This is a genomic window from Aquipseudomonas alcaligenes NBRC 14159, assembly GCF_000467105.1.
In the GTDB taxonomy this organism is placed as follows: Bacteria; Pseudomonadota; Gammaproteobacteria; order Pseudomonadales; family Pseudomonadaceae; genus Aquipseudomonas; species Aquipseudomonas alcaligenes.
This window is the reverse complement of the sequence record NZ_BATI01000007.1, coordinates 46,635-70,537: the sequence shown is the minus strand read 5'-3', so window position 1 is coordinate 70,537 and position 23,903 is coordinate 46,635. Positions and strand designations below refer to the sequence as shown.

Below are 23,903 nucleotides of genomic sequence, written 5' to 3'. Positions count from 1 at the left end.
GGCGCTCATCGGCCGACCGCCAGTTGGGGTCGGCCAGCGTCGCGGCGCTGGCACACGGTGGCCTCGACGCTGAGACCTGCGGGCATGTTTTCGGGGGCGTCGACTTCCAGGCTCATCAGGGTCAGGTCGGCCCAGTCGCCATCGTCGCGCAGCTCGAACAGGTAGCGGCCGCCGGTATCCACGCGGTCGCTCTGCTCCAGCTTGTAGCCCTCCTTGCGCCCGCTGAAATACCAGAGGGTGCTCTTGGCCTCGCGCACAGTGGGGTCGCTGAACCGCAGGTCGATCATGTGATCGGCGCTGCGCAGCTCCTTCAGGCCGCTAGTGCCGTTGAGCAGGATCTGGTTGGTGCCGGGCTGCAGCTTGACCTTGCCACTGAGCAGCGCGGGCTGGCCGACGCAGCCGTTGTCGACCATCGGCACGGCCTGGCGGTAGAAGTCGCGCAGCGACATGTCGTAATGCGGAGCGAACTCCCAGATGAGCACCTTCGGCGGCTTGGCCTGAAACTCCTCGCTGGCCAGCAGTTGCAGCATGGCGCTGTCATAGCCGCCACCCGTCACGGCCATGTTCATCACCTGAACGCCGCTGTATTGCTCCAGATAGCCCACGAAGTTGTACTTCTCGCCGCTGTTGCTGGTGCCTACGAGCACAACCTCCGGAGTCGACTCCTCTCCAAACAGACTGTCGCCGGAACTTTCCTCTGCGGGCTCGGTGGCGAAACGATCTACGTACTCGAAGCCATAGTCATTGCCACAGATCTTGCCCGCCGCCGTGCTTGAACCACCCATGCTGCGCAGCATGCCGACGCGCTTGGTGACAAACTCCTTCTTCTGCAGGCTGGCGTAGGCCGGAATCTGCTTCAGCACCTCGGCGGTCAGCTTGGCGGTCTTCTCGGCGCCACTGGGTGTCCAGTGGTTATCGTCCCTGAAGAAGAACGCCTGCTGCTCATCCTTCTCATCGAACAGGGGCGAATAGTCTGCGGCCCAAATTCCAAGCTTGCGGAGCTCGCCAATGGTCTTGATGTAATTGGCACGAGCAGCTTCCCAGTCGTATTGGGCCTGCCACTGCGGCGTAAGCTTGCTCCGGTTGACCAGGCCCTTGGTGGGCTGGAACACCACCAGCAGCTCCACCCCTCGTGCGTTGAGCTCGTCACGCAGGCGTTTCAGCTGGGCGTAGCCATAAGGACTCGTGCCGATATCGGTGCGCAGATCGTTCTTGGTACGGAACAGCCACCCATCCTGGCCATCGATGAGCAAGCTGTGGAAATCAAGCTCCTTGGTGGTGTAGCTGGCCGGGTTGGCCGCCGCCGGGCAGAGCTTATCTACTGGTTCAATGTCGTATCGCGGGAAGTCCGCCGCCACGACAGTCGATGCGGTCAGCAGCAGGCCCAGTGCCATGCTGCCGCGAGCGCGAGGAAACAGGTTCATCGTACGGCCTCCTCCTTGCCGAGGTAATCGATCAGTACCGGTTTGTTCTGGCGTACCAGCAGGTCGAGGATCTTGTCCTGATGCGGGCCGAGAATGCCGGGCAGGACGATGCCGGAGCTCTTGGTCGGCGACAGCATCTCCACCCGGTACAGCTCCAGGCTCAGCGGCGAATCCACGCCCAGCGGGCCGGAGGCATTGGCCACCAGCTTGCCGCCGACGATGAGCATGGAGATGTTGGTTTCGAAGGGGTCGAGCAGGATGTCGCGGTCGGTGTTGCTGAGGTCCTTGACGTGGCCGTAGACCCCCAGCTTGCCGTTGCCGACCAGCAGGTTTTCGTACAGGCGCACGTTCATGCTGTTGCGCACACGGATGCCGTGGCGCTCATTGTTGAAGGCCTTGTTGCCCCACAGCAGGTTGTTGCTGCTCTCGTAGATGGTCACGCCGTCGGACTTGTTGCGATACGTCTCGTTGTAGGCGATGACGTTGTTCACGCTGCTGCGGTCAATGACGATGCCGGAGAGGTTGTTCTCGTAGGAGCGGTTGTTGAAGATCCAGCTGTCGTTGACCTCGCGCGAGACGATGATGCCGTGCTTCTGCACCGTGCCGTAGGCAGTGTTCTCGGCGATGATCAGGCGCCGCGAGCGGTCGTGCGGGTCGATGCCGTAGACCAGGTTGTTGCGGTAGGTATTGCCGCGGATCACCACGTCGTCGGCCTCGTAGCAGTAGAAGCCGTACCACATGTCGTCCCACAGCGAGTTGAGCAGCCAGCCGGTAGGGTGGCCACGCTGCATCTTCGGGTGCATCGACGGGCTGTACTGGGATATCGAGAAGCCGTAGGACTTGCTCTCGGTGTAGCCGAGGCTGGAGATGGTCGAGCCGACCACGTAGGTCTCGGTACCGCCCCAGGCGTTGATGAAAGGACGGAAGCGCCCCTTCTTCTCGAACCAGTCCTGGCGGTCTTCCTTCTCGCGCCAGGCGGTAACCCGGCTATCGGTGATGAACAGCTTGCCGTCGTTGATGATGAAGGCGCCGCGATCACTGGAGAGGCGGAAATCCTTGGTCGCCTGATCGATATGCAGGGTCGCGCCCGGCATCACCACCAGCGGCCGGCGCAACAGGTAGACCCCCGGCGCCGTTTCGCGCAGCTGCTCGGCACCGAGCGCCTTGGCCAGGCCGGCCGGCGTGATGTAGCCGTCCTCCACCAGGATCGCCTCGGGCATGCCGCCCTGGCGCACCACCCACTCACGCAGGCGTTCGTCGCCGCCGGTGAACTCGCTGAGCTGGTCGAGACCGATCATGCGTCGGACGCTGACACGGGCTGCCGGCTTGCGCTCGATCCTCGCCTCTACCGCCGCCGGGGTGAACGGCGTCAGGTCGGGGAGCTTCGGCGCATCCAGTTGCAGCGGCTCGACCGGCGCGCTGCTGACCCGGTAGGACTTGGGCGTTACATCGGTATTCACCGCCAGGGCCTGGCCAGCCAACAGGCTGGCGCAGAGACCGAGGGTGATCATGCGTTTGCTGTGCATCATGCCGCCCTCCTCAGTAGCGCCAGATCAGGTCGAGCATGACCCGGTGCATGGTCGAGTCGGTGCCGCTGGGGAACGCATCGCCGGGCAGGAACAGGCCGCCACGCAGGCGTACCAGCGCCGAGTCGGCCTCCACCACGCCCAGTTCGGCGCGGTCGAAGTAGCGGGTCAGCACCAGGTCGACTTCCTGGCCCAGGTCCTTGTCGCCCGGCTCCAGTCCGACGCTCAGACCACTGGCACTGTCGAGGTCCTCGTCCACCCGCCAGAAGCGGTGATAGACGATGCTGGCGTCGTACTTCTTGTCGAGAATCCAGCTGCCGAACAGCGAGGCCGCCTGCAGGTTGTTTAGCTCACCGCGGTAGGCCTCGCCGAAACGGTGCACGCTGGAGCGGGTGCCGGTGAAGCGCGCGCGGTTGCTCTGCAGATCGGTCTGCAGAAACTGTTCGGAGTCGTCGGCATCGCCGCCGCCACTGGCGCGCGCCAGGGTGCCACCGAGGCGCCAGTGCTCATCGATGTTCCAGCGCAGGCCGAGGTCGATGGCCCAGCCATCCAGGTCCTGATCGCGGCTGCCGAGGGCGCGCCGCTCACCGCTGGCGCTGCTGGTCTGCAGCATTTCGGCGTCGCCCTGCATGCCGGTGAGCGCCACCCAGTAGTTGAGCGGCGCGCTGCTGCGCGGATTGAAGAAGTCGCCATTGAGCTCGGCGCCGAGCCAGGTGATGTCACCCTTGTAGGTTTTGCTCAGCTCATCGACCCGCTCGCCCACCCCGGCCAGGCTGCCGTCATCGCGGCTGTGATGCAGCTTGAGCCCAGCCCAATGCTCGGGACGCCACTGCGTGGAGATGTCGCCCATGAAGTGCTGACGATCCTCGTCCTGCGGCGCCAGGTCGTCGAGGTCGGTGCGGTAGTCGCTGAAGCGCTCGGCCACGCCGATATGGGCGTCGAGCAAGGTGGTCTCGAAGTTCCAGCGCAGCGCCTCGATATTGGTGTCCCACCACAGACCGTCATCGGCACGGATGCGTTGACGACCGAAACGCAACGACTCCTGCGGATAGGCGGTGAGGCCGCCGTAGTCGACCCAGAACTCGTGCAGGGCGAGGAAACTGTCATCGCGCTCGCGGGTATCGCCGGCATCGATGTCGTCGCCGGCGACCTGCGAGGACTCCAGCACATCGGTGGCGGCGAATGCCTCGCCGAGCACATAGCCCGACCAGTCACCACGCTGCGCCAGCAGCCAGGGCCGCACGCCGAAGCCGAGGCCGTTGAAGTCGCCTTCATCGCGGGTGCCCAGGTCGAGATCCTCGGTGGACTGGGCGGTGAGCTTGAAGTTGACGCCGTAGTCGAAACGCGCGCCCTCCTCCGCGCGCAGGCCGGGCGCACTCAGCGCACCGGTGGCGATCAGGAAGGTGGTAACAGCTTTATTGAGGGTCATAGTACTTCCTGTGCCTTGTCCTTGTGGTTGCCCTGGCTGATGCGCTCACCCGCCCTGGCCGCCCGCTCCTGCGCCGCCATCTCGCGGGCCCGCTGCAGATCGGCGGGCTGTAGGCGCGGTGCCATGCGCTCGAGCCAGACGTCGCCCTGGGCCGAACCCTGCTCCTTGGCCAGCAGGGCGAAGCCATAGGCGTAAACCGGATTGATCCGAATGCCGCGACCTTCGCCGAACAGCTGGGCCAGCGCCGCATCGGCACCGGGTTCGCCGGCGCGGGCGGCGAGCAGCAGATGGTCCAGCGCCTTCTGCGGGTCGATGCGCCCCAGCTGACCACCGCGATACAGCTTGCCCAGCAGCATGTGCGCCTTGTTCTGCTCGGCCGCGGCCTGCAACAGATACTGTTCGGCCTTGCGCGGCTCGGCAGGCACCAGCTGGCCGTTCAGGTAAAGGTGACCAAGGCTCAGCGCCGCCTTGGAGGAGCCGGCCGCCAGGCCCTGCTCCAGGTAGGCCACGGCCTGCTGGCCATCGCCCAGTTGCGGGAAGCGCCTGAGCAGATCCGCCAGGCTGACCCAGGCATCCGGCCACTGCGGGGCGATTTCTTCATAAAGCTCGCGCGCCAGCTCCGGCTGCGGCTCGCCCTGCCCCTCGGCCACCAGCGCTGCGGCGACGGTTTTCACCCGTATCGGTGTCACCAGGCCGGCGGCATAGTCCGCGCGCAGCCGTCCCAGCAGCGCCTGCAGCGGCTCTTGCGCGCCCTCCAGGCGGTACACGCTGACCAGCTCGACGTAGCACTCGCTGACTTCGCTCAGCCAGGCCTCGCAATCCCGGCGGATCTCCGCCAGGTGCGCGGCATAGTCGCCGCGCGCGCGGTACAGCAGGATCCAGCCGAGCCGCGCCTGCGGCATGCCGCGTGCCTGCCAGCCGCGCAGTTGCGCTTCGAGCTCGCCGCTGGCCAGGCGCTGCGGGTCCTGCAGCTGCAGACGCAGCAGCGCCAGCAGCGCACTCTGATCGCCGTCCTCGATGGCCTGCAACAGCAGGCGCTCGGCTTCCTGCTGCTCGGCCACGCTGGCCTGCTCCTTGGCCGCCAGCCACTTGCCGAGCTTGCTGCGCGCCAGCGGCGAGACATCGGCCGCCTGGCGATAGAGCGCCTCGCCCTGGGCCTGGCGTTGCGCCTCGGGGCTCTGCACCAGGACATCGGCCAGGCCGATCTGCGCCTCGACAAAGCCCTGCTCGGCCAGGGGGCGGAAGTTGGCCTCGGCGGTGGCCAGGTCGCCACCCGTCTGCGCATGCTTGGCCAGCTGCAGGTCCGGCAGCTGGGTGCAGCCGCCCAGTGCAGCCGCCAGCGCTAGGGCCAGGCCGCTGCGCTTCATTTGCCGGCCGCCACGCTGTCGAACAGCCCGCCCAGCGGCTGGATGCGCACGTCCACCGGACGCTTGGCCAGCTCGGTGGCCAGCGGCTGGTCAGGCTGAATGGCGACGCGGATATCCGAGGCCAGGCCGCCATCCTGCAGCGCCAGGGTGCTGATGCGCCCGCTGCGCGGCTCGCTCTCGCCGGCCACAAGGAAGTTCACCGGGCTGCCCGGCTGCAGCTCGTCGAAGGCGCGATAGGGGAAGCGCGCCTCGACTGTGGCCACGGCATCGACCGGCGCCATCATGAACACCGCAGCGCCCTTGGCCGCTACCTGACCGTCGCCGACCAACTGCGCCACCACCCGGCAGTCGCAGGGGCTGGTCAGGGTGCCCTGGAAGCTCTTGTCGAACAGCCGCTGCAGATTGTCAGGAGCCATCTCTTCCGGTTTCAGCACATTCTTCAGCACGTCCAGCGCGCTGGACGAGAACGTGCCCACCGGGGCGCCCTTGGCGACCGTGTCACCGACCTTCACCAGGCTCTGTACCGTGCCCTCGCGCGGCATGGACACCTGCTGCCCCGGGACCGAGACCTGGGCGGAATCGGCATGGGTGATGAAGTACACGTCGTACAGCTGGTACAGCACATAGCTGCTGGCGGCCACACCGACCAGGAAGATGCTCAAGCTCAGGCCAAGCGCCTTGATCCTGGCGGCCAGGCTCATCTTGTCGTCACCCTTGCCCTTGCGCGGCTTGGTGAAATTTTCGCGCTGCAGGGTGCTGATCAGGTCGCCGACATTGACCAGCTCGCCACTGAGGAAAGAGCTGATCAGGTAGCGCAGCGCCGCGATCTCGCGCGGGCGCAGTTCGTGGAACTCGCAGCCGGCGCGCTTGCCGTCGACCAGCGAGCGGACCTGGAACTGCACGTCCATGGCGAAGCCGATGCCTTCGACTTCGAACATCAGCTTGCCGTGAAAACGCTGGCCCTCGCTGAGCAGCGTATTGCCTGGCTGGAAGCCGAAACCGCCCACCGACAGGTCGAGCAGCTGCGCCTCCAGTTCCTGGCCCTGCGGGGTGCGATAGCGAATCTTCGCCGGCAGCTTGAGGCGCGCGTACTGGCGCTGGGCTTCGGCTTCGTGAACCACGTTACTGTTCGGGCTGATCACTGCGTTCATCTTCGTTCCTTGTGCAAACTGCAAATTGAATGGGGCCGGGTCAGACCACCCACATCAGGGTGGCGGCGAAAACGCTGGCAGCCGAAAAGGTCATGGCGCGCGACGACCAGGTGTTGAACCACGTCTGGAAGCCGCCCAGGCCGCGATCGAGCTTGGTCTTCTGGCGGGTCCAGGACTGCTGGTCGAGGCGGAAGAACACGTAGACCTTCACCAGTGCGCCGACGATCTGGTTGTAATAAAGGATCAGTGGGTAAGCCGGCCCGATGCGGTGCCCGGAGGCCAGCAGCAGCAGGGTCAGCACCAGGCGGGTGAGACCGATCCACAGCATGTAGATGAGCAGGTAGGCGAAGCCGTACTTGATGCTCGCCACGATGGCCACGGCCGGGCCGAGCAGACTGGTCCACATGGACACCCGCTGATCGAGCAGCACCACGCTAGTGAACAGACCCAGATGGCCGGGGCCGAGCCCCAACGCCCGCGAGTTCTGCCGCAGGTTGTTGCCGTACCAGCGGAACATCAGCTTGCGACTGGCCTTGATGAAGCTCTTCTCCGGCGGGTGCTCGACCGTGTTGATCGCCGCATCCGGCACGTAGAAGGTGTCGTAGCCCAGGCGCATCAGGCTGTACCAGCTGGACTTGTCGTCGCCGGTGAGGAACTTGAAGCGCCCCAGGCGCCAGTGTTCGAGGTGATCGCTCTCCACATCGGCGATGAAGCCGGCATCGGTGACCACCTGGGCGCGGAATACCGACATGCGCCCGGTCAGCGTCAGCACCCGCTTGGACAGGGCCATGGAACACATGTTGATGTGGCGCTGGGCGAAACGCAGCTTGTGCCACTCCTCCATGATGTAGCCGCCGCGTACCTCGCAGAACTCGTTGGTGGTGAGCCCACCCAGGTTGTCGAACAGCTTGAAGTAGGGAACCGTCTTGCGCACCACGCCGGCGCTCAGCACCGTGTCGCCGTCAATCACCGCGACCACCGCACTCTCGTCCGGATGCGCCCGCGAGATGGCGCGGAAGCCCTGCGCCAGACCGTCGCGCTTACCGGTACCGGGAATCCGCACGAAGTTCAGCTTGACCCGCTCCGGCGGCGCCAGCGCAGCCCACAGGTTCTTCACCAGCAGCTCGTCGGAGAGTTCGACGATGGAGCAGACCACGGTGCTCGGGTAGCCGCAGTCGATGGCTTCCTGAATCACCGAGCGATACACCGCGGCTGTGGTCAGCGCATCGATGCGGAAGCTGGTGACCATCAGAAACACATGCGAAGGATCGGCCGAGGCCCCGAGCTTGCGGGCCTTGCGCCGGTAATAGGGGTACACCAGATAGAGGAAGATCACCCCACGCACATAGTGGATGGCCCCCATCGAATAGCGCCAGATCCCCACGACCCCGAGCAGCAGGAGGAAGTCCGTGGATTGCGGATCGAACACGCTATGCGGCAGCAGCAAGGCCATGCCGCCCAATATCGCAAGGTAAAAAAGCCACCCGGCGCTCTGCAACAGGCGCCCTTTGAGATCATCCATTTTTCGCCAACCCCGTTAGGTTACAGCTCTGCAACGGGGGCGCTGTTGTTGTTGTTCTACGCCCTGTGCACAGTTCCAGCGGTAGCCTGGGCTACCAGCAGAGGCCTTCCTTGACCTCGTCGCTGCACTGGCGCATGAAGCCCACCAGATCGATCAGCTTCTTGCCCGGAGGGAGCTGCTGCACCACGGTTTCGAACAGCTCGTCACCGTTGCCGAGCACGATCACGTCGGCGTCGGCCACCACCTGGTTGAGGTCGGCGCGCAGCAGCGAGGAAACGTGCGGGATCTTCGACTCGATGTAGTCGCGGTTGGCACCGTGGACGCGGGCGTACTCGACGTTGCGGTCGAAGATCTTCAGGTCAAAGCCCTTGCCGATCAGCATCTCGGCGAGCTCGACCAGCGGGCTTTCGCGCAGATCATCGGTACCTGCCTTGAAGCTCAGGCCGAGCAGCGCGATCTTGCGCTTGTCCTGGCTGGCGATCAGGTTGTAGGCGTTGCGCACCTGCGCCTCGTTGCTGGGCATCAGCGAGCTGATCAGCGGCGAGTCGACGTCCAGCTGGGTGGCGCGGTAGTTCAGGGCGCGCACGTCCTTGGGCAGGCAGGAGCCGCCGAAGGCGAAACCCGGGCGCATGTAGTACTTGGACAGGTTGAGCTTGTGATCCTGGCAGATCACTTCCATCACCTCGCGACCATCGACGCCCACCGCCTTGGCGATGTTGCCGATCTCGTTGGCGAAGGTGATCTTGGTGGCATGCCAGACGTTGCAGGTGTACTTGATCATCTCGGCGACCTCGACGGTCTTGCGGATGATCGGTGCGTCCAGCTCGCTGTAGATGGCCTCCAGCAGGTCGCCGGAAGTCTGGTCCAGCTCGCCGATCACGGTCATGGCCGGGAAGTCGTAGTCCTTGATCGCGGTGCTCTCGCGCAGGAACTCGGGGTTCACTGCCACGCCGAAATCCTTGCCCGCGACCAGCCCGGAGTATTTTTCCAGGGTCGGGATCACCACGTTGCGCAAGGTGCCCGGCAGCACGGTGCTGCGCACCACCACGGTGTGGCGGGTGCTCTTCTCGGGCAGGACCCGACCGATCTGCTGGCACACTTCTTCGATGTAGGACACATCGAGATCACCGTTGCGCTTGCTCGGCGTCGGCGGCGCGAGGAAGGAGATGTCAGTCTCCAGCACGGCCTCGCGCACATCCAGCGTGCCGCGCAGGTTGCCGCTGCTGACACCCTTGCGCAGCAAATCCTCCAGCCCCGGTTCGACAATCGGCGACTTGCCGCTGTTGATCAGTTCGATCTTCAGTGGCTGCACGTCCACGCCGATGATCTGATGGCCCCTGGCCGACAGGCATCCTGCACAGACGGCCCCTACATAACCCAATCCAAAAATGCTGATGCGCATCGAGCGATCTCCTCCTTGCGTTGATCGAGACGGCCGCCACACGGCTGACCGGCACACTTCGCGAGACCGACTACTGGGACTACGAACTCCACGGTTCTCTACTACCGCTGCAAAACAACTTCCGCTTCGGCACAAGCCATGGCCGAAAGTTCAACTTGGCAGGGAGCAAAACAGATGCCATGTGAGGTAAATAAGTTCCTCGCACGACAATTAGAAAGTTATTCTTTTTAAAACAGTAACCTAGTTACCGAGAGTAACGCGTGACCGTGATCACAAATGCCATTTTTTTGGCACCACGATGGAGCAGATGCTCTGGAATGCAGCATACAGGCGAAAAAATAGAAAGTAACACCTAATTTTTTCTGGACAAAACACGGAATAAGAAGACCACAAAGGTAACAAAAAACACCATAACGCCATTTTTATGACGTCAAAATAACCAAACAATACAGATATCCTTAATAGACCTGACCCATCATTCAAGATGAATAAAAAGTGACATCCGACCTAACTCGATAATATTGGTTTCATTATTCCTTATAACTTCCGACAAAATGCCGAAAGTTGCGCGCTGATATTTTCCTATCCAGGCGGACAACTTCTTCTCCCCGCAAGCGCGTGACTCCGGCTAAACTTTCCCCTGCTCCGGCCGATCTGCCGGGGACTAGCCACAGGATCAAGAAGCGACACGCATGCGAAACAACCAGCCCGTTACCCAGCGCGAACGCACCTTTCCTGCGCAGCAGCGCCTGATTTCCACCACTGATGTGAAAGGCCAGATCACCTACTGCAATCAGGCCTTCATCGAGATCAGCGGTTTCGAGCGCGAAGAGCTGATACGAGCGCCGCACAACATCGTGCGCCACCCCGACGTGCCGCCTGCCGTCTTCGATCACATGTGGCAGACCCTCAAGAAAGGTCGCCCCTGGATGGGCGTGGTGAAGAACCGCAGCAAGAACGGTGACCACTACTGGGTCAATGCCTACGTCACGCCCATTCTGGACAAGGGCCAGGTAGTCGGTTACGAGTCGGTGCGGGTCAAACCGAGCGCCGAACAGGTGCGCCGCGCCGAAGCGCTGTACGCGCGGATCAACGCCGGCAAACCGGCTATCCCCAGCACCGACCGCTGGCTGCCGCTACTGCAGGCCTGGCTGCCGTTCATCCTGATCAGCCAGATCGGCTTCCTCATCGGCCACTGGATCGGCTCGACCTGGGGCTTCCTGCTCGCCGCCCTGCTCTCGGTGCCGCTGGGCCTGGCCGGCCTGGGCTGGCAGAACCGCGGAGTCAAGCGCCTGCTGCGCCTGGCCGAGCAGACCACCTCGGACCCGCTGATCGCCCAGATGTATACCGACAGCCGCGGCGCCGAGGCGCGCCTGGAGATGGCCATGCTCAGCCAGGAGGCGCGCCTGAAAACCTGCCTGACGCGCCTGCAGGACACCGCCGAACGCCTGACCAGCCAGGCCCGCCAGGCCGACAACCTGGCCCACAGCAGCTCGGCAGGCCTGGAGCGCCAGCGCGTGGAAACCGAGCAGGTGGCCACCGCGATCAACGAGATGGCGGCCACCACCCTGGAGGTGGCGAGCAATGTGGCGCGCACCGCCATCGCCACCCAGGAAGCCAACCGCCTGACCGGCGAAGGGCGCAACGTCGCCGCCGAGACCCGGGAGGCCATCCAGCGCCTGTCGCTGTCGGTCAGCGAGACCGGCGAGACCGTGTCGCGCCTGGCGCAGGACAGCAACGAGATCGGCGGCGTGGTGGATGTGATCAAGGGCATCGCCGACCAGACCAACCTGCTCGCCCTCAATGCCGCCATCGAAGCCGCGCGCGCAGGTGAAATGGGCCGTGGCTTCGCCGTGGTCGCCGACGAGGTGCGCTCGCTGGCGCAACGTACGGCCGAATCCACCGGCCAGATCCACGCGCTGATCGCCAAGCTGCAGCGCACCGCCGAGGAAGCGGTGCTGACCATGGAGATCGGCCGCAAGCAGGCTGACCAGGGCGTGGAACGCGTACTGCAGGCCGACCAGGCCCTGGCCGGCATCAGCGATGCGGTAGCCAATATCAGCGACATGGCCAACCAGATCGCCGCAGCGGCGGAGGAACAGAGCGCGGTAGCCGACGAGATCAACCAGAACATCAGCACCATCGCCCAGCTCGCCGACCAGACGGCGGGCGAAGCGCAGAGCACCGCCCAGCTCAGCGAGGCGCTGACCACCACCGCCCAGGATCAGTATTCCCTGGTGGAACGCTTCAATCGCTAAGCGGGTGACTCACTAAAAAGGCCGGCCATCGCCGGCCTTTTTAGTGCCCGCCGCAACCTCAGTTGCGTAGGAAGGCAGCCACCCGCTCCGCAGCCTGCTGCAGGTGCTGCGCGTGAGTCAGGCCTGACGCCTTGAGCGGCTTGAGATCGTGGTCGGCTGCCGCCAGCCACTCAAGCGTGATGCCGGGCGCCAGGCTGTAGCCGCTGACCGTCTCGCGATTGCCCAGCGCATCGCGCTCGCCCTGAACGATCAGGCTACGCGCTTGCAATCCGGCCAAGTGCGCCACCCTCGGCTTCTCCGGCTTGCCGGCGGCGTAGAAGGGGTAACCCAGGCAAACCAGCGCATCGGCGCCCAGCTCATCGACCAGCAGGCTGGCCATGCGCCCGCCCATGGACTTGCCACCGATCGCCAGCGGCCCCTCGACCATCCCCCGCACCTGCCGGTAGACATCCCGCCAGCAATCCAGCAGCTGTGCCTGCGGATTGGGCGGGCGCTTGCCGCCTCCCGCACGCCTCGCCGCCATGTAGGGAAACTCGAAGCGCAACACGCTCACCCCGCGCGCCGCCAGCCGCTCGGCCATGCCCTGCATGAACTCGCTGTCCATCGGCGCCCCGGCCCCGTGAGCGAGGATCAGGGTGGCCTGCGACATTCCGTCCGCCCCATTCCACAGCCATCCCCGCGCGCGACATTGATCCTCGTCAATAACCATCATCGTGCCATTACCCATGCTTGCCCTGCTTTTCATAACCGTGGATGGAAGCCCAACACATGAACACAACCAGCACTGCGGCCTACAACTATAAGGTTGTCCGCCAGTTCGCCATTATGACGGTGGTTTGGGGCATAGTCGGGATGGGGCTCGGCGTGTTCATCGCCGCCCAGCTGGCCTGGCCCGAACTGAACTTCAACCTGCCGTGGACCAGCTTCGGCCGGCTCCGCCCGCTGCACACCAATGCGGTGATCTTCGCCTTTGGCGGTTGCGCACTGTTCGCCACCAGCTACTACTCGCTGCAGCGTACCTGCCAGACCCGCCTGATCTCCGACAAGCTCGCCGCCTTCACCTTCTGGGGCTGGCAGCTGGTGATCGTCCTCGCCGCCATCAGCCTGCCGCTGGGCTGGACCAGCTCCAAGGAATACGCCGAGCTGGAATGGCCGATCGACATCCTGATCACCATCGTCTGGGTAGCCTACGCACTGGTGTTCTTCGGCACCCTGATGAAGCGCAAGACCAAGCACATCTACGTGGGCAACTGGTTCTTCGGCGGCTTCATCCTGACCGTGGCCATGCTGCACATCGTCAACAACCTGGAACTGCCGGTCAGCCTGACCAAGTCCTACTCGCTGTACGCCGGTGCCACCGACGCCATGGTGCAGTGGTGGTACGGCCACAACGCCGTGGGCTTCTTCCTGACTGCCGGCTTCCTGGGGATGATGTACTACTTCGTGCCCAAGCAGGCCGGACGCCCGGTGTATTCCTATCGTCTGTCCATCGTGCACTTCTGGGCGCTGATAACACTGTACATCTGGGCCGGTCCGCACCACCTGCACTACACCGCCCTGCCGGACTGGGCTCAGTCCCTCGGCATGGTGATGTCCCTGGTACTGCTGGCTCCCTCCTGGGGCGGCATGATCAACGGCATGATGACCCTGTCCGGCGCCTGGCATAAGCTGCGCTCCGACCCCATCCTGCGCTTCCTGGTGGTATCCCTGGCCTTCTACGGCATGTCCACCTTCGAAGGCCCGATGATGGCCATCAAGACCGTCAACGCCCTGTCCCACTACACCGACTGGACCATCGGCCACGTACATGCCGGCGCCCTCGGCTGGGTTGCGATGATCTCCATCGGTTCGCTGTACCACCTGATCCCGAAGGTCTTCGGTCGCGAGCAGATGCACAGCATCGGCCTGATCAACTCGCACTTCTGGCTGGCCACCATCGGCACTGTGCTGTACATCGCCTCCATGTGGGTCAACGGCATCACCCAGGGCCTGATGTGGCGCGCCGTGAACGACGACGGCACCCTCACCTACTCCTTCGTCGAAGCCCTGGAAGCCAGCCATATCGGCTTCGTGGTACGGGTACTGGGCGGGGCCATCTTCCTGTTCGGCATGTTCCTGATGGCCTGGAACACCTGGCTGACCGTACGCGCCGCCAAACCGGCCGAATATGACCGCGAAGCCCTGATCCCAGCAGAGGTCGCCCACTGATGAGCAGCAAACACGAAATACTCGAGAAGAACGTCGGCCTGCTGGCCATCGCCATGGTCCTGGCTGTGAGTATCGGCGGCCTGACCCAGATCGTTCCGCTGTTCTTCCAGGACGTGGTCAACGAGCCGGTCAAAGGCATGAAGCCCTACACCGCCCTGCAACTGGAAGGCCGTGACATCTACATCCGTGAAGGCTGCGTCGGCTGCCACTCGCAGATGATCCGCCCGTTCCGTGCCGAAACCGAGCGCTATGGCCACTACTCCGTCGCCGGCGAAAGCGTCTGGGATCACCCCTTCCTGTGGGGCTCCAAGCGTACCGGCCCGGACCTGGCTCGCGTTGGCGGCCGCTACTCGGACGACTGGCACCGCGCCCACCTGTACAACCCGCGCAACGTGGTACCGGAATCGAAGATGCCGGCCTACCCGTGGCTGGTCGAGCACAGCCTCGACGGCAAGGATACTGCGGCCAAGATGACGGCTCTGCGCACCCTCGGCGTGCCCTACTCCGACGAGGACATCACTGGCGCCCAGGCCGCCGTGAAGGGCAAGACCGAGATGGAAGCACTGGTGGCTTACCTGCAGGTGCTCGGCACCAGCGTCAAGAACAAGAGGTAATTAGGACATGACCACTTTCTGGAGCTGGTACATCACCCTGCTCACCCTGGGCAGCCTGCTCGCCCTGCTGTGGCTGATTTTCGCCACCCGCAGCGGCGAACAGCCGGGCCCGACCGACCAGACCCTGGGGCATGCCTTCGATGGCATCGAGGAATACGACAACCCCCTGCCGCGCTGGTGGTTCATGCTGTTCCTCGGCACCCTGATCTTCGCCGGCGCCTATCTGCTGCTGTACCCGGGCCTGGGCAACTTCGCCGGCAAACTGCCGGGCTACGAAGGCGGTTGGACCCAGGTCAAGCAATGGCAGCGCGAAATGGACAAGGCCGACGCCGAATACGGCCCGATCTATGCCAGCTACGCCAAGATGCCGGTGGAAGACGTCGCCAAGGATGAGCGCGCACTGAAGATGGGCGGTCGCCTGTTCGCCTCCAACTGCTCGGTCTGCCACGGCTCCGACGCCAAGGGCGCCTACGGCTTCCCCAACCTGACCGACAAGGAATGGCGCTGGGGTGGCGATGCCGCCTCGATCAAGCAGACCATCGCAGGCGGCCGCACCGGCATGATGCCGCCACAAGCCGCGATGATCGGCGAGGAAGGCGTCCGCAATGCCGCTGCGTATGTGCTGACCGAACTGGCCGGGCGCAAGCTGCCGGAAGGCGAGACCGCCGACATCGGCGCCGGCCAGAAGATCTTCGCCAGCACCTGCTTCGCCTGCCATGGCGCCGACGGCAAGGGCACCCCGAGCATGGGCGCGCCGAACCTGACCAACCCGAGCGCCTTCATCTACGGCAGCAGCTTCGCTCAGCTGCAGCAGACCATCCGCTACGGCCGCAACGGCCACATGCCGGCGCAGCTGCAGTATGTCGGCAGCGAAGACAAGGTCCACCTGCTGGCAGCCTACGTCTACAGCCTGTCGCAGAAGCAGCCGGCCAACGAGGAGACCCTGGCTAGCGAATGAGCCTCACGGCGGGCGCCTCCCCGGCACCCGCCGCCCCTGACCAATGCGACCCGATGTCGCACCCATTCTGACCGCTTGCATACCACCTTGCGGGAGTTGGTCTAAGCTGCCCAAAAGTCGTACCCGGTAACAATCTCTAGGCAATCCCCTCTTTCGAGCAGGGTTACCACGGGTACAGGAGAGCCAATCGACCGGTTCAAAAATGCCTTCCGAGGCCGCTAGAACCTTGATTGCGCAGGCATCCCGGCGTTGCAATGGATACCTCGTTTCTCCATACTTGCCGCCGCTTTTTCGGCCTATAAAACTCCCTTAACCGTGGTACCCCTAGCATGAGCACAGCAATCAGTCAGACTGCTTATAACTATAAGGTGGTCCGCCAGTTCGCCGTTATGACGGTAATCTGGGGGGTCATCGGGATGGGTCTCGGAGTGTTCATCGCCGCACAGCTTGTGTGGCCAGAACTCAATCTGAACCTGCCGTGGACCAGCTTCGGCCGTCTGCGCCCGCTGCACACCAACGCGGTGATCTTCGCCTTTGGCGGTTGCGCCCTGTTCGCCACGTCCTACTACGTGGTTCAGCGCACCTGTCAGACTCGCCTGATCTCCGACAGTCTGGCCGCCTTCACCTTCTGGGGTTGGCAAGCCGTCATCGTGCTGGCAGTGATCACCCTGCCGCTGGGCTACACCTCCTCCAAGGAGTACGCTGAGCTGGAGTGGCCGATCGACATCCTGCTGGCAGTTGTCTGGATCAGCTACCTGCTGGTGTTCTTCGGCACCATCGTCAAGCGCAAGACCAAGCACATCTATGTCGGCAACTGGTTCTTCGGTGCCTTCATCCTGGTCACCGCCATGCTGCACATCGTCAACAGCATGGAAATGCCGGTCACCCTGTTCAAGTCCTACTCCATGTATGCCGGCGCCACTGACGCCATGGTGCAGTGGTGGTACGGCCACAACGCGGTAGGCTTCTTCCTGACCACCGGCTTCCTGGGCATGATGTACTACTTCGTACCCAAGCAGGCCGAGCGTCCGATCTACTCGTACCGCCTGTCCATCGTGCACTTCTGGGCGCTGATCACCCTGTACATCTGGGCCGGTCCGCACCACCTGCACTACACCGCCCTGCCGGACTGGGCCCAGTCCCTCGGCATGGCCATGTCCGTCATCCTCCTGGCCCCGAGCTGGGGTGGCATGATCAACGGCATGATGAGCCTGTCCGGCGCTTGGCATAAGCTGCGCTCCGACCCCATCCTGCGCTTCCTGGTGGTATCCCTGGCCTTCTACGGCATGTCCACCTTCGAAGGCCCGATGATGGCCATCAAGACCGTCAACGCCCTGTCCCACTACACCGACTGGACCATCGGCCACGTACATGCCGGCGCCCTCGGCTGGGTCGCGATGATCTCCATCGGTTCGCTGTACCACCTGATTCCGAAGGTCTTCGGTCGCGAGCAGATGCACAGTGTCGGCCTGATCAACGCCCACTTCTGGCTGGCTACCATCGGTACTGTGCTGTACATCGCCTCCATGTGGGTCAACGGCATCACCCAGGGTCTGATGTGGCGTGCAGTCAACGAAGACGGCACCCTCACCTACTCCTTCGTCGAAGCCCTGGAAGCCAGCCATCTCGGCTTCATGGTTCGCGCCCTCGGCGGTGCCTTCTTCGTCACCGGCATGTTGCTGATGGCCTACAACACCTGGCGTACCGTGCGTGCCGCTGACAAGAGCAAGTACGACGCCGCCGCCCTGATTCCTGCAGAGGTTGCTCACTGATGGCCGGTAGCAAGCACGAAATTTTCGAGAAGAACATCGGTCTGCTGGCGATCGGCATGGTCCTGGCCGTCAGCATCGGCGGCCTGACCCAGATCGTCCCGCTGTTCTTCCAGGACGTCACCAACACCCCGGTGGAAGGCATGAAGCCGCGCACCGCGCTGGAGCTGGAAGGCCGTGACATCTACATCCGCGAGGGCTGCGTCGGCTGCCACTCGCAGATGATCCGTCCGTTCCGTGCCGAAACCGAGCGCTACGGCCACTACTCCGTCGCCGGCGAAAGCGTCTGGGACCACCCCTTCCTGTGGGGCTCCAAGCGTACCGGCCCGGATCTGGCTCGCGTCGGCGGCCGCTACTCGGACGACTGGCACCGCGCCCACCTGTATAACCCGCGCAACGTGGTACCGGAATCGAAGATGCCGGCCTACCCGTGGCTGGTTGAGAACAAGCTCGACGGCAAGGACACCGCCGCCAAGATGGCTGCTCAGCGCACTCTCGGCGTGCCCTACACCGACGAAGACATCGCCGGCGCTCGCGAGGCCGTCAAGGGCAAGACCGAAATGGACGCGCTGGTCGCGTACCTGCAAGGTCTTGGTACCGCAATCAAGAACAAACGGTAACGCATGATGGATATCGGGATGATCCGTGGCATAGGCACGGCAGTAGTCTTCATCGCCTTCATCGGTGTGGTGCTCTGGGCTTACAACAGCAAGCGCAAGTCGAGCTTCGACGAGGCGGCCAATTTGCCGTTTGCCGACGACATCCCGGCCAACAAGCGTGACGAGCAAGCTTCTGGGAGCAATAAAGAATGACTTCGTTCTGGAGTATCTACGTCAGCGTTCTGAGCCTCGGTACCATTGCCGCGCTCACCTGGCTGATCTTCGGTGTGCGCAAGGGCCAGCGCCCTGACGCCACCGACGAAACCGTCGGCCACTCCTTCGACGGTATCGAAGAGTTCGACAACCCTCTGCCGAAGTGGTGGTTCCTGCTGTTCATCGGCACCATCATCTTCGCCCTCGGCTATCTGGTTCTGTACCCGGGTCTGGGCAACTGGAAAGGTCTGCTGCCGGGCTACAACGAAGCCGGCGACGGCCAGCCGTTCGCCAGTGGCCAGTCGGGCTGGACCGGTGTCCACCAGTGGGAAAAGGAGATGGTCCGTGCCGATAAGGAATACGCGCCCATCTACGCCAAATACGCCAAGCTGCCGATCGAAGAAGTGGCCAAGGACGAGCAGGCCCTGAAAATGGGTGGTCGTCTGTTCGCTTCCAACTGCTCGGTCTGCCACGGTTCCGACGCCAAGGGCGCCTACGGCTTCCCCAACCTGACCGACAAGGAATGGCGCTGGGGCGGTTCGCCGGCCGACATCAAGCAGACCATCATCGGTGGTCGTCACGGCATGATGCCGCCGCAAGGCCCGGCCATCGGCGAAGACGGCGTGCGCAACGTTGCCGCCTACGTGCTGACCGAACTGGGTGGCCGCAAGCTGCCGGAAGGCGTGACCGCCGACATCGAAGCCGGCAAGAAGGTCTTCTCCAGCACCTGCTTCGCCTGCCACGGTGCGGACGGCAAAGGCACCCCGAGCATGGGCGCGCCGAACCTGACCAACCCGAGCGCCTTCATCTACGGCAGCAGCTACGCTCAGCTGCAGCAGACCATTCGTTACGGCCGCAGCGGCAACATGCCCGCCCAGCTGCCGTACGTGGGTAGCGAAGACAAGGTGCACCTGCTGGCCGCCTATGTGTACAGCCTGTCCCAGGGCAAGGCCGAGGCAGCAGCCGAGCAGTAAGGCTCCACCCGCCTGGGACGCGACCGCTGGTCGCACCCGGGCGACGCTCGATCAGGCGTACCATAGTGCATGTGAAATTCTGACTCCCCCGGCAAGTATCGCGGGAGCACTCACCCCAGCCGTGGTACGACCCTGATGAGCGAACAGATTCCAGTCCGAAACATCACCCCTCCCCCGGCGAAAGGCGGCGAATCCGTCGACCTCTACGCCAGCCGCGAAAAAATCTACACCCGCGCCTTCACCGGCCTGTTCCGCAACCTGCGGCTCGGCGGTGGTGCTTTCCTCTTCCTGCTCTACTTCGGCACCGTCTGGCTCAGCTGGAATGACCGCCAGGCCGTCTGGTGGAACCTGCCGGAACGCAAATTCTTCATCTTCGGCGCCACCTTCTGGCCGCAGGATTTCGCCCTGCTGTCCTGGCTGCTGATCATCTGTGCCTTCGGCCTGTTCTTCATCACCGTGTTCGCCGGCCGCGTCTGGTGTGGCTATACCTGCCCACAGAGCGTATGGACCTGGATCTTCATGTGGTGCGAGAAAGTCACCGAGGGTGACCGCAACCAGCGCATGAAGCTGGACAAGGCGCCGATGAGCGCCAACAAGCTGCTGCGCAAGGCTGCCAAGCACAGCCTGTGGCTGCTGATCGGCCTGGTCACCGGCCTGACCTTCGTCGGCTACTTCTCGCCCATCCGCGATCTGCTGCCTAGCCTGCTCAGTGGCACGGCTGACGGCTGGGCCTACTTCTGGGTCGGCTTCTTCACCCTGGCCACCTATGGCAACGCCGGCTGGCTGCGCGAGCAGGTGTGCATCTACATGTGCCCCTACGCACGCTTCCAGAGCGTGATGTTCGACAAGGACACCCTGATCGTCTCCTACGATCCGCGTCGTGGCGAGAGCCGTGGCCCACGCAAGAAAACCGCCGACTACAAGGCCGAAGGTCTGGGCGACTGCATCGACTGCACCATGTGCGTACAGGTCTGCCCGACCGGCATCGACATCCGTGACGGCCTGCAGATCGAATGCATCGGTTGCGCCGCCTGCGTCGACGCCTGCGACGCGATCATGGACAAGATGGGTTACCCCAAGGGCCTGATCAGCTACACAACCGAACACAATCTTTCCGGGCAGAAGACCCACCTGATGCGTCCGCGCCTGATAGGCTACGCGCTCGCCCTGGTGGCCATGATCAGCCTGTTCGGCTGGGCCGTTTTCAATCGCTCGCTGGTCGAAGTCGACGTGCTCAAGGACCGTGTGCTGTTCCGCGAGAACGAGCAGGGTCATGTCGAGAACGTCTACACCGTGAAACTGATGAACAAGGCCCAGCGCGACCTGACCTACCTGATCTCCGTCGAAGGCATCGACGGTCTCGAGTACGAAGGCAAGCACGAGGTCAGGGCTGCTGCCGGCGAGGTGCTGTCGATTCCGGTGGAACTGTCCATCGCACCGGAGAAGCTGCCGTCCAGCGCCAATGAAATTCTGTTCAAGGTCCAGGCCTTGGAAGATCCCACTATCGAGAACGATGCCGACAGCCGATTCATCGGCCCGAGCGTGCGCTGAACAAGGTCAAGCAATGTCGTCGCAACAAACCCCGGTCAACCCCTGGTACAAAGAAGTCTGGGTCTGGTTCATCCTCGGCATCCTCGGCCTGTCCGTGGTGCTGGGGACCAGCATGCTGGTGATTGCCACCAACAACCCGCCGGGCCTGCTGTCAGACAACTACTACGACGTCGGCAAAGGCATCAACACCTCGCTGGAGCGCGAGGATCTGGCCGCGCGCCTGCAGCTCAAGGCCGACCTGGTGCTGGATAACGACAAGGGCACCGTGCAGTTGCAGCTGCAGGGGTTCAGCAACCCGCCGCAGCTGGTACTCAACCTGATCTCGCCGACCCAGCCGGAGCGCGACCGCCGCGTGGTGATGCAGGCCCAGGCCGATGGCAGCTACAGCGGCAACCTGCTGGATGCCGTCGAGGGGCGCCGCTTCGTCGAGCTGATCGGCCAGGAAGGCGGCAAGGACTGGCGCCTGTTCGAGGAAGAGCAACTGGCCAGCGGCCAGCGCATCCACCTCGGCGAGTAATCTCTTGAGCAGTCCCCTGCCCTGTTATCACTGCGGCCTGCCGGTGCCTGCCGGCAGTCGCTTCGAGGCCCGCGTTCTGGAGCAGACGCGGGCCTTCTGCTGCCCGGGCTGCCAGGCGGTGGCCGAGGCCATCGTCGCCGGCGGGCTGGAAAGCTACTACCGGCACCGCAGTGACAACGCCATCAACCCGCAGGCGCTGCCCAAGGCGCTGCCGGACGAGCTGGCACTGTATGACCGCGACGAGGTGCAACAGGGCTTCGTCGAACACCAGGGTGAAGTCAGCGAGACTCGCCTGCTGATCGAGGGCATCAGCTGCGCGGCCTGCGGCTGGCTGATCGAGAAACACCTGCGCGGCCTGCCCGGCGTGGTCGATGCCAGCCTCAACCTGTCCAACCAGCGCCTGCAGGTACGCTGGTCCGACAGCCAGATCCCGCTCAGCCAGCTGCTTGCCGAGCTGCGCCGCATCGGCTATGCCGGCCATCCCTGGCAGGAAGACGACGCCAGTGCGCGCCTGGCCGAGGAAAACCGCAAGGCCATGCGCCAGATCGGCGTCGCCGGCCTGCTATGGATGCAGGTGATGATGGCGGCCATGGCCACCTGGCCGGAGTTCAACGTCGACCTGTCGCCGGAGCTGGACAAGATCCTGCGCTGGACCAGCCTGTTCCTCACCACGCCCATCGTCTTCTACTGCTGCGGCCAGTTCTTCCGCGGCGCCCTGCGCGACCTGCGCACGCGCCACCTGACCATGGACGTCTCCGTGTCGCTGGCCATCGGCGGCGCCTACGTAGCCGGCATCTGGTCCACCATCACCGGCGTCGGCGAACTGTATTTCGATGCCGTGGGCATGTTCGCCCTGTTCCTGCTGGCCGGCCGCTATCTGGAACGCCGTGCCCGCGAGCGCACGGCGGCGGCCACCGCACAGCTGGTCAGCCTGCTCCCGCCTTCCTGCCTGCGCCTGAGCGCAAACGGCCAGAGCCAACGCGTGCTGCTGCGCGAACTGGCCATCGGCGACCGCGTACTGGTACCGCCCGGCGCGCAACTGCCGGCGGACGGTCGCATCGTCGCCGGGCAGTCGAGCGTCGACGAGTCGTTGCTCACCGGCGAGTACCTGCCACTGCCGCGCGGCGAAGGCGATACGGTGATCGCCGGCACCCTCAACGTCGAGGGGCCGCTAACCGTGGAAATCGAGGCCCTGGGCGAAAACACCCGGCTATCGTCCATCGTGCGCCTGCTGGAGCGCGCCCAGGCCGACAAGCCGCGCATGGCCGAGCTGGCCGATCGAGTGGCGCAATGGTTCCTGCTGGTGGTGCTGGCCTTTGCCGCCATGGTTGGCCTGATCTGGTGGCAGATAGACCCGCAACGCACCTTCTGGATCGTCCTCGCCCTGCTGGTCGCCACCTGCCCCTGCGCCCTTTCGCTGGCCACGCCGACTGCGCTGACCACCGCCACCGGCAGCCTGCACAAGCTCGGCCTGCTGCTGACCCGTGGCCATGTGCTGGAAGGCCTGAAGCAGATCGACACGGTGATCTTCGACAAGACCGGCACCCTCAGCGAGGGACGCCTGACCCTGGAGCGCATCGAAACCCTGCGCGAGCTGGATGCTGATGCCTGCCTGGCCCTGGCCGCCACCCTCGAACACGGCTCAGAACATCCCATCGCCCGCGCCTTCGGCCACAGCAGCAAGGGCGCCGAGCAGCTCGCCAGCGAACCAGGCCAGGGCCTTGAGGGCGTGGTCGACGGGCGCCGCCTGCGTATCGGCCAGCCTGCCTATGTCGCGGCCCTCGCCGGGCACCCGGCACCGAACATTCCCGGCGAGCACGGCCAATGGCTATTGCTCGGTGACGAACGCGGCCCGCTGGCCTGGTTCGTCCTCGGCGACCAGTTGCGGGCAGACGCACCAGCGTTGATTGCCGCCTGCCGCGCCGAAGGCTGGGACATCCTCCTGCTGTCTGGCGACAGCTCGCCGATGGTCGTCGAGGTGGCGCGCCAGCTCGGTATCGACGATGCCCGTGGCGGCCTCACCCCGGACGCCAAGCTGGCGGTACTCGAAGACCTGCACGCCCAGGGCCGCCGTGTGCTGATGCTGGGCGACGGGGTCAACGACGTGCCGGTGCTGGCCGGTGCCGACATCAGCGTGGCCATGGGCAGTGCTACCGACCTGGCCAAGACCAGCGCCGATGCGGTGTTGCTGTCCAACCGCCTGGGCAGCCTGGTCGAGGCCTTTGCGCTGGCCCGCCGCACTCGCCGCATCATCATCGAGAACCTGACCTGGGCCACTCTGTACAATGGCCTGGTACTGCCGTTCGCCGCGCTCGGCTGGGTCACCCCGCTGTGGGCCGCGCTCGGCATGTCGGCCAGCTCACTGCTGGTGGTGCTCAATGCACTGCGCCTGGCCCGAGTGAAAAACGCCTAGGAGCCCGA

Annotated in this window: 19 protein-coding genes; 11 read left to right on the top strand and 8 right to left on the bottom strand. The window is 64.2% G+C overall.

Annotated elements, in window-relative coordinates; genetic code table 11:
* Window positions 1–5: 5 nt before the first annotated feature.
* The 7 genes from PA6_RS04875 to PA6_RS04845 form a co-directional block, all read right to left on the bottom strand.
* Window positions 6–1,424: an alginate O-acetyltransferase gene (locus tag PA6_RS04875; protein WP_021699768.1), complete on the bottom strand. Its 1,419-nt coding sequence runs from the start codon at window positions 1,422–1,424 to the stop codon at window positions 6–8.
* Entirely contained in the window at window positions 1,421–2,953 is a 1,533-nt protein-coding gene (gene algG / locus PA6_RS04870) for a mannuronan 5-epimerase AlgG (RefSeq protein WP_021699767.1), read from the bottom strand. Before algG ends, PA6_RS04875 begins: the two co-directional genes overlap by 4 nt.
* 10 nt (window positions 2,954–2,963) lie before the next feature.
* Window positions 2,964–4,379, bottom strand: a complete 1,416-nt coding sequence (locus tag PA6_RS04865; protein WP_021699766.1) for an alginate export family protein — start codon at window positions 4,377–4,379, stop codon at window positions 2,964–2,966.
* Entirely contained in the window at window positions 4,376–5,746 is a 1,371-nt protein-coding gene (locus PA6_RS04860; RefSeq protein ID WP_021699765.1) for a tetratricopeptide repeat protein, read from the bottom strand. Before PA6_RS04860 ends, PA6_RS04865 begins: the two co-directional genes overlap by 4 nt.
* Complete coding sequence (locus PA6_RS04855; RefSeq protein WP_021699764.1) at window positions 5,743–6,897, bottom strand: PilZ domain-containing protein; 1,155 nt, start codon at window positions 6,895–6,897, stop codon at window positions 5,743–5,745. Before PA6_RS04855 ends, PA6_RS04860 begins: the two co-directional genes overlap by 4 nt.
* Before the next feature lie 40 nt (window positions 6,898–6,937).
* Window positions 6,938–8,419: a glycosyltransferase family 2 protein gene (locus PA6_RS04850; protein WP_021699763.1), complete on the bottom strand. Its 1,482-nt coding sequence runs from the start codon at window positions 8,417–8,419 to the stop codon at window positions 6,938–6,940.
* 91 nt (window positions 8,420–8,510) lie between these two features.
* Window positions 8,511–9,821: a nucleotide sugar dehydrogenase gene (locus PA6_RS04845; RefSeq protein ID WP_021699762.1), complete on the bottom strand. Its 1,311-nt coding sequence runs from the start codon at window positions 9,819–9,821 to the stop codon at window positions 8,511–8,513.
* A gap of 692 nt (window positions 9,822–10,513) precedes the next feature.
* On the opposite strand from PA6_RS04845, the gene PA6_RS04840 reads away from it, so the two are divergent.
* Window positions 10,514–12,079: a methyl-accepting chemotaxis protein gene (locus tag PA6_RS04840; protein ID WP_021699761.1), complete on the top strand. Its 1,566-nt coding sequence runs from the start codon at window positions 10,514–10,516 to the stop codon at window positions 12,077–12,079.
* 58 nt (window positions 12,080–12,137) lie between these two features.
* Here PA6_RS04840 and PA6_RS04835 read toward each other — a convergent pair whose 3' ends face one another.
* Window positions 12,138–12,806 (bottom strand): alpha/beta family hydrolase, encoded by a 669-nt coding sequence (locus PA6_RS04835; protein ID WP_081693938.1) that lies wholly within the window; start codon window positions 12,804–12,806, stop codon window positions 12,138–12,140.
* 41 nt (window positions 12,807–12,847) lie between these two features.
* Between PA6_RS04835 and ccoN (PA6_RS04830) the strand changes: the two genes are divergently transcribed.
* The 10 genes from ccoN (PA6_RS04830) (at window position 12,848) to PA6_RS04785 (ending at window position 23,895) form a co-directional block, all read left to right on the top strand.
* The gene (ccoN, locus tag PA6_RS04830) at window positions 12,848–14,287 is read left to right on the top strand and encodes a cytochrome-c oxidase, cbb3-type subunit I (RefSeq protein WP_021699759.1); all 1,440 of its coding nucleotides are present in this window, start codon (window positions 12,848–12,850) and stop codon (window positions 14,285–14,287) included.
* Window positions 14,287–14,901 carry a cytochrome-c oxidase, cbb3-type subunit II gene (gene ccoO / locus PA6_RS04825; protein WP_021699758.1) on the top strand — a complete coding sequence of 205 codons (615 nt, stop codon included), beginning with the start codon at window positions 14,287–14,289 and terminating at the stop codon, window positions 14,899–14,901. Before ccoN (PA6_RS04830) ends, ccoO (PA6_RS04825) begins: the two co-directional genes overlap by 1 nt.
* Before the next feature lie 7 nt (window positions 14,902–14,908).
* Entirely contained in the window at window positions 14,909–15,859 is a 951-nt protein-coding gene (gene ccoP / locus PA6_RS04820; RefSeq protein ID WP_021699757.1) for a cytochrome-c oxidase, cbb3-type subunit III, read from the top strand.
* Window positions 15,860–16,188: 329 nt separating this feature from the next.
* Window positions 16,189–17,631, top strand: a complete 1,443-nt coding sequence (gene ccoN / locus PA6_RS04815; protein WP_021699756.1) for a cytochrome-c oxidase, cbb3-type subunit I — start codon at window positions 16,189–16,191, stop codon at window positions 17,629–17,631.
* Window positions 17,631–18,248: a cytochrome-c oxidase, cbb3-type subunit II gene (ccoO, locus tag PA6_RS04810; RefSeq protein WP_021699755.1), complete on the top strand. Its 618-nt coding sequence runs from the start codon at window positions 17,631–17,633 to the stop codon at window positions 18,246–18,248. Before ccoN (PA6_RS04815) ends, ccoO (PA6_RS04810) begins: the two co-directional genes overlap by 1 nt.
* Window positions 18,249–18,254: 6 nt before the next feature.
* Window positions 18,255–18,440 carry a CcoQ/FixQ family Cbb3-type cytochrome c oxidase assembly chaperone gene (locus PA6_RS04805; RefSeq protein WP_043216308.1) on the top strand — a complete coding sequence of 62 codons (186 nt, stop codon included), beginning with the start codon at window positions 18,255–18,257 and terminating at the stop codon, window positions 18,438–18,440.
* Window positions 18,437–19,414, top strand: coding sequence for a cytochrome-c oxidase, cbb3-type subunit III (ccoP, locus tag PA6_RS04800; RefSeq protein ID WP_021699753.1), 978 nt, complete (start codon window positions 18,437–18,439; stop codon window positions 19,412–19,414). Before PA6_RS04805 ends, ccoP (PA6_RS04800) begins: the two co-directional genes overlap by 4 nt.
* 135 nt (window positions 19,415–19,549) lie before the next feature.
* On the top strand, window positions 19,550–20,965 hold the full coding sequence (gene ccoG / locus PA6_RS04795; protein WP_021699752.1) for a cytochrome c oxidase accessory protein CcoG: 1,416 nt from the start codon (window positions 19,550–19,552) through the stop codon (window positions 20,963–20,965).
* A gap of 13 nt (window positions 20,966–20,978) precedes the next feature.
* Window positions 20,979–21,482, top strand: coding sequence for a FixH family protein (locus PA6_RS04790; protein ID WP_021699751.1), 504 nt, complete (start codon window positions 20,979–20,981; stop codon window positions 21,480–21,482).
* Between the two features lie 4 nt (window positions 21,483–21,486).
* Window positions 21,487–23,895 carry a heavy metal translocating P-type ATPase gene (locus PA6_RS04785; RefSeq protein WP_021699750.1) on the top strand — a complete coding sequence of 803 codons (2,409 nt, stop codon included), beginning with the start codon at window positions 21,487–21,489 and terminating at the stop codon, window positions 23,893–23,895.
* Window positions 23,896–23,903: the final 8 nt, after the last annotated feature.